Consider the following 5,010-nt stretch of genomic DNA (forward strand, 5'->3'; position numbering starts at 1 on the left):
AATGCAACAACTCCACCTTAAATTTGGTGAGAGAATGAAAGCCTTCGGCGGCTCTAAATAGATATAGGTCCGAAGGGGACCTATATCTATTTAGAGCTCAATGACACAGTTTGCTTTACACTTCCTTGTGTGGATGTCTATTTTCCTAAAAGACAACATTTTTTATATTTTAGATTACTTCCACAATAACATTTATCATTTCTACCAATCTTTTTTAAGGGCATTTTTTTTTATGTTGTTGATAAGACTGTCATTTTTACTTAACTGATTTGTATTTTGTGTAATAATATTTTGATAAGAATTATTTTGTTTAAGTAATTCTAATACAATTTCATTAGATAAACTGTCATTATCTTTTAGATAAGCTTGTTGAAATGAAATTATAAATGATAAAATTGCTAAAATTGTTCCAATCCATTTGTGATAATCAATACTAGAATTAGTACTAATTACTGAAGCAAAATCAGGTGAAATTTTATTAACATCACTAATTATCTGATTTTTTTGTTTTTCGAGATTTTCGTTTATATTTAGTTTTTCGAAATATGCTTTTAATTCATAAACAATATTTAATGAAAAATTTGGACCTTTAATAAACTTTATAATATTATCTGATAAACGATACTCACCATCTGGAAGGTTACCAATTCCACCACAATTAGGGCAAGGACCATATTTACAATTTGTAAAGGATATATTAAAAGTTCCATTACCTCCAATAAAATTATTTGCAGAAAAAATTGTAGAGCAATTATCACAAATTGCTATTAATTCGTTTTTCATAGACTTCAAATAACATCATTATATACGTAATTTAAGCTTTTTTGTTAAAAGGTGTATAATCGCTTGTATATTAATTTTTTTATATCTGTTCTGTGTAGGTTAATTTGTTACGCACTTTAAATAAACTTCTTTGAAGATGGATATAAAATTATTAAAATTCGCGGTATAATTTTATTGCTATTGAATACTTTAAAAACTACTTATTACTTTCATAATCTTGGCTTAGTCTGTCCATTCGACGTTGAATAGCCACATCAGTTCGCTGTGGAATAAGATTATTTAAAGCATTCTTTTCTATATCCACATTGGATGCAGATTCAAAATTGTGTACTATATTTTGATTAGCGATAGCTATATCGTAGGCATCTTTGTGACTCATTAATTTCACAAATACAGGCAAACATTCGAAGAATACAAAAAGTAAGGTGATAAAGATAACTGCATATTCAGTAGACTCTTCAATAGAACCATCTGGCTTTTTGTGTAAGTTGCTTAATGCCGCATTGCGATCTGCAAAGCCAGCTACGTTAATGGCGCTATCCAAACTTTTATCGGTCAGGATTTTTTCATCCATTATACCTTCTTTTACTTTTCGTTGCGACAACAAACTTTCTTTGGCTTGTATACGTGTGCGCAAAGTGTCTAAATAGATTTCTTGTTTTTTCAGGTTCTCTTCTTTCATTTTAGCATAAGGGCCGTAGCCTAATACTCCTGAAGTTTCATCCGTTTTAGTTCCAAAAATTTCGTGATTTAATTTCTGTCTATCGGTTTTAATCGTGGTTTCCAACGAATCCGCTTGTGATTTAAGTCCATTCAATTGAGTAAACTCTGCAGCGTATTTGTTCTCAAAAGTCTTTTGGAGGGTATCGATATTAGCCTGTTGCTGTTTGAGGTAATCTATACGCAAGTGCTCGCGAATTTCTTTGTCAAATATTTTCAGTTCCAAAGGACGAGAAATAACCAAACCTATCAATACGGCGAGTATAATCCGAGGAAGTGCTTGTAATATTTGTTTAAAAGTTCCTTTTGATTTATCAATACTTAAGACAATATATCGATCCAAATTAAAAATTGCCAAGCCCCAGATAATGCCAAACAGCAAGGCGTAGAAAATTGCAAAATCATTTCCGCTAAATACGAAGTATAGAGCATATCCTCCTGCAAGGGCCGCAAACAACCCTGTAAAAAATATGGTTGCGCCTATGCTTATGTATTTATTTTGTTCTTCGGGAAATTTATTAAGAGTTTCTTTATGGACGCCTGCACACCACCAAAAGAAATTTTTTATATTATCCATTTCTATTTAAGTCAGTTTCAAATAATTAAACAAAAGTAAATATAAGTTTTTTAATGGATTGTTAAATTTCGGTAAATAGCCACTTTATGTCGGTGAGTACGCGTTCGGGGTATAATTTGATGGTTCGATGTATTATTTCTATATTGAGAGTTGTGACAATACAATCATAATTTACTTGAAATATTGTTTACTTTTGCAAACACATCAAAAAAACAAAATAAATTGTAATGAATAAAAAGAGTTTCATTCCATTTTTGGTTGTTGCATCCATGTTCGTGGGATGCGGTAGCGAAAACAAATTACAGACAGACAATCCACTTTTAACAGCGTACGAGACGCCATTCAATGTTCCTCCATTTGATAAAATTAAAGATGAACACTTCAAACCCGCTTTTGAGGAGGCGTTAAAACAACATAATTTAGAAATTGATTCTATTATTAATAATAGTGAAGAACCAACTTTTGATAACACCATCGTAGCGTTAGAAGGCTCGGGATCATTATTAAATAATGTTTCTACCGTTTTTTATAATCTTAATTCTGCGCATACAAATGACAGTATTCAGTCTTTGGCAAAAGAGTTAGCTCCACAATTGTCAGCGCATGGTGATGAGATTAATTTGAATGCCAAATTATTTGCTCGCGTAAAATCGGTTTACGATAATAAAGCAAAATTTCCTTTAGATGCTGAAGATCAAAAATTATTAGAGGAAACATATAAAGGATTTGTTCGTTCGGGAGCTAATCTTTCGGATTCAGACAAAGAGAAATTGAAGAAAATAAATGCTGAAATCTCTGTTTTGACAACACAATTTGGTCAAAATCTATTGGCGGAGACTAATGCATACGAATTAGTAGTGGACAAAGCTGAAGATTTAGCAGGCTTGCCAGAAGGTTTGAAATCTGCTGCTGCAGAAACTGCAAAGGCAAAAGGTAAAGACGGTAAATGGGTATTTACGTTGTCTAATCCATCTGTAATGCCATTTCTTCAATATGCGGATAATAGAGAATTGCGCAAGCAAATCTGGGATGCTTATCAAAAAAGAGGAAATAACGACAACGAAAGCGATAACAAAGAAATCTTGACGAAGATTGCTAATTTGAGATTAGAAAAAGCGAAATTGTTAGGTTATTCTTCTCATGCGGCGTATGTTTTAGAAGAATCAATGGCAGCAAACCCTACAAATGTTTACCAATTATTAAACAAATTGTGGGCTCCAGCTATCAATAAAGCGAAAGTGGAAGCTGCCGATATCCAAAAAGAAATTGAAGCTGCACAAGATACATTCCAAGTTGCTCCTTATGACTGGAGATATTATGCGGAGAAAATTCGTGTTAAACGTTTTGCTTTGAATGAAGAAGAAATCAAACCTTACTTTAGTTTGGCTTCTGTTCGTGAAGGCGCTTTCGAAACAGCGACTAAATTATTTGGTATTACTTTCGTAGCATTAAATAATGTGCCTACATACCACGAGGAAGTGGAAGTTTACGAAGTAAAAGATAAAGATGGTTCGCATTTGGGTTTGTTGTACGCAGATTTCTTCCCTCGTGAATCGAAAAGAGGCGGTGCTTGGATGACTTCTTACCGTAGTCAATCTACAAAAGAAGGCAAACGTGTAGCTCCAGTAATTTCTATCGTATGTAACTTCACAAAGCCTGTAGGTGACCAACCTGCTTTATTGACTTTTGATGAGGCGAGTACGTTATTCCACGAGTTTGGTCATGCATTACATGGATTATTATCTAATGTAAAATACCAATCTTTAGCAGGAACTTCAGTTTCTCGTGATTTTGTTGAATTGCCATCACAAATCATGGAAAACTGGGCTGCAGATCCTGAGGTTTTGAAAACTTATGCGAAGCACTACAAAACTGGTGAAGCTATTCCAGACTCATTGATTACAAAAATGGAAAATGCGGGTACTTTTGACCAAGGTTTTGCCACAACAGAATACTTAGCTGCTTCGTTATTGGATTTAGATTATCATGCTACACAACAGCCAATCACGGGTGATGTAAATGCTTTTGAAAAAGCTGCTATGAATAAAGTTGGTTTGATAGATGCAATTATCCCAAGATACAGAAGCACGTATTTCCAACACGTTTTCTCAGGAGGTTATTCAGCGGGATATTATGCTTATATCTGGGCTGAAGTATTGGATTCCGACGCATTCGCGGCTTTCAAAGAGAAAGGCTTGTTTGATCAAGTAACTGCTGAGTCTTTCCGTAAAAATATTTTGGAAAAAGGGGGCACTGCAAACCCTGCTGATTTATACAAAGCATTCAGAGGAAAAGATCCTGATCCAGTACATTTAATGAAAAAAAGAGGATTAAATTAATATCCTATTTAAAATAAAAAAAGGGCTTATTCGATGGACTGCCCCCCAAAAGTTGGACAAATTTAAGCAATGTTCTTGATATAATGAGCTCTGTATTCTACAGGGCTCATTCCGTTTAAATTTGATTTAATTCTTACCTTGTTATAGTAATTGATATAATTTATTATTTCTTTTTTTAACTCCTCTATAGATTCAAACTTTTGTAAGTAGAACATTTCAGCCTTTAATGTTCCAAAGAAATTTTCAATAATACTATTATCCAAACAATTTCCTTTTCTGGACATACTCTGAATCACTCCCTTTTTTTTCAATCTTTTCTGATATTTTTTCATTTGATATTGCCAACCTTGATCAGAATGAAGGATTAAGTTGCTCTTATTAGGTATTTTACGAAATGCCTTGTTAACCATTTTCATTACCTGTGTAAAAATAGGTCTTTCACTAATTTCATAACTGATGATTTCTTGATTGTATAAATCCATGATTGGGGATAAATAAAGTTTTTTATCTCCGACTCTAAATTCAGTAACATCTGTTACCCATTTCTGTTGTGGTTTTTCAGCTTTGAATTCCCTTTTTAAGATATTTGGT

General features: G+C 33.2%; 5 protein-coding genes. 1 reads left to right on the top strand and 4 read right to left on the bottom strand.

Translation table 11 applies throughout. From position 1 onward, the window contains the following. Positions 1–137 precede the first annotated feature (137 nt). The 3 genes from H8B04_RS17550 to H8B04_RS16715 form a co-directional block, all read right to left on the bottom strand. Positions 138–224, bottom strand: coding sequence for an SEC-C metal-binding domain-containing protein (locus H8B04_RS17550; RefSeq protein WP_206366894.1), 87 nt, complete (start codon positions 222–224; stop codon positions 138–140). After that, on the bottom strand, positions 202–783 hold the full coding sequence (locus H8B04_RS16710) for a hypothetical protein (RefSeq protein ID WP_165291913.1): 582 nt from the start codon (positions 781–783) through the stop codon (positions 202–204). The genes H8B04_RS17550 and H8B04_RS16710 overlap by 23 nt, the downstream gene beginning before the upstream one ends. 196 nt (positions 784–979) lie before the next feature. Then, positions 980–2,080, bottom strand: coding sequence for a DUF4407 domain-containing protein (locus H8B04_RS16715; protein WP_165291912.1), 1,101 nt, complete (start codon positions 2,078–2,080; stop codon positions 980–982). 227 nt (positions 2,081–2,307) lie between these two features. Between H8B04_RS16715 and H8B04_RS16720 the strand changes: the two genes are divergently transcribed. After that, a complete protein-coding gene (locus H8B04_RS16720; protein WP_190303052.1) occupies positions 2,308–4,419 on the top strand; it encodes a M3 family metallopeptidase in 2,112 nt (703 codons plus the stop codon). Positions 4,420–4,481: 62 nt separating this feature from the next. On the opposite strand, the gene H8B04_RS16725 is transcribed toward H8B04_RS16720, so the two are convergent. After that, on the bottom strand, positions 4,482–5,010 hold a 529-nt coding region (locus H8B04_RS16725; protein ID WP_190303053.1), incomplete at its 5' end, for an IS3 family transposase.

Origin of the sequence: Sphingobacterium litopenaei (assembly GCF_014692495.1) — a bacterium.
Classification (GTDB): Bacteria; Bacteroidota; Bacteroidia; order Sphingobacteriales; family Sphingobacteriaceae; genus Sphingobacterium; species Sphingobacterium litopenaei.

Excerpts from the sequence above, each read along its gene's own strand:
- H8B04_RS17550 (WP_206366894.1), bottom strand. The coding sequence starts at position 224 with ATGCCCTTAAAAAAGATTGGTAGAAATGATAAATGTTATTGTGGAAGT.
- H8B04_RS16710 (WP_165291913.1), bottom strand. The coding sequence starts at position 783 with ATGAAAAACGAATTAATAGCAATTTGTGATAATTGCTCTACAATTTTT.
- H8B04_RS16715 (WP_165291912.1), bottom strand. The coding sequence starts at position 2,080 with ATGGATAATATAAAAAATTTCTTTTGGTGGTGTGCAGGCGTCCATAAA.
- H8B04_RS16720 (WP_190303052.1), top strand. The coding sequence starts at position 2,308 with ATGAATAAAAAGAGTTTCATTCCATTTTTGGTTGTTGCATCCATGTTC.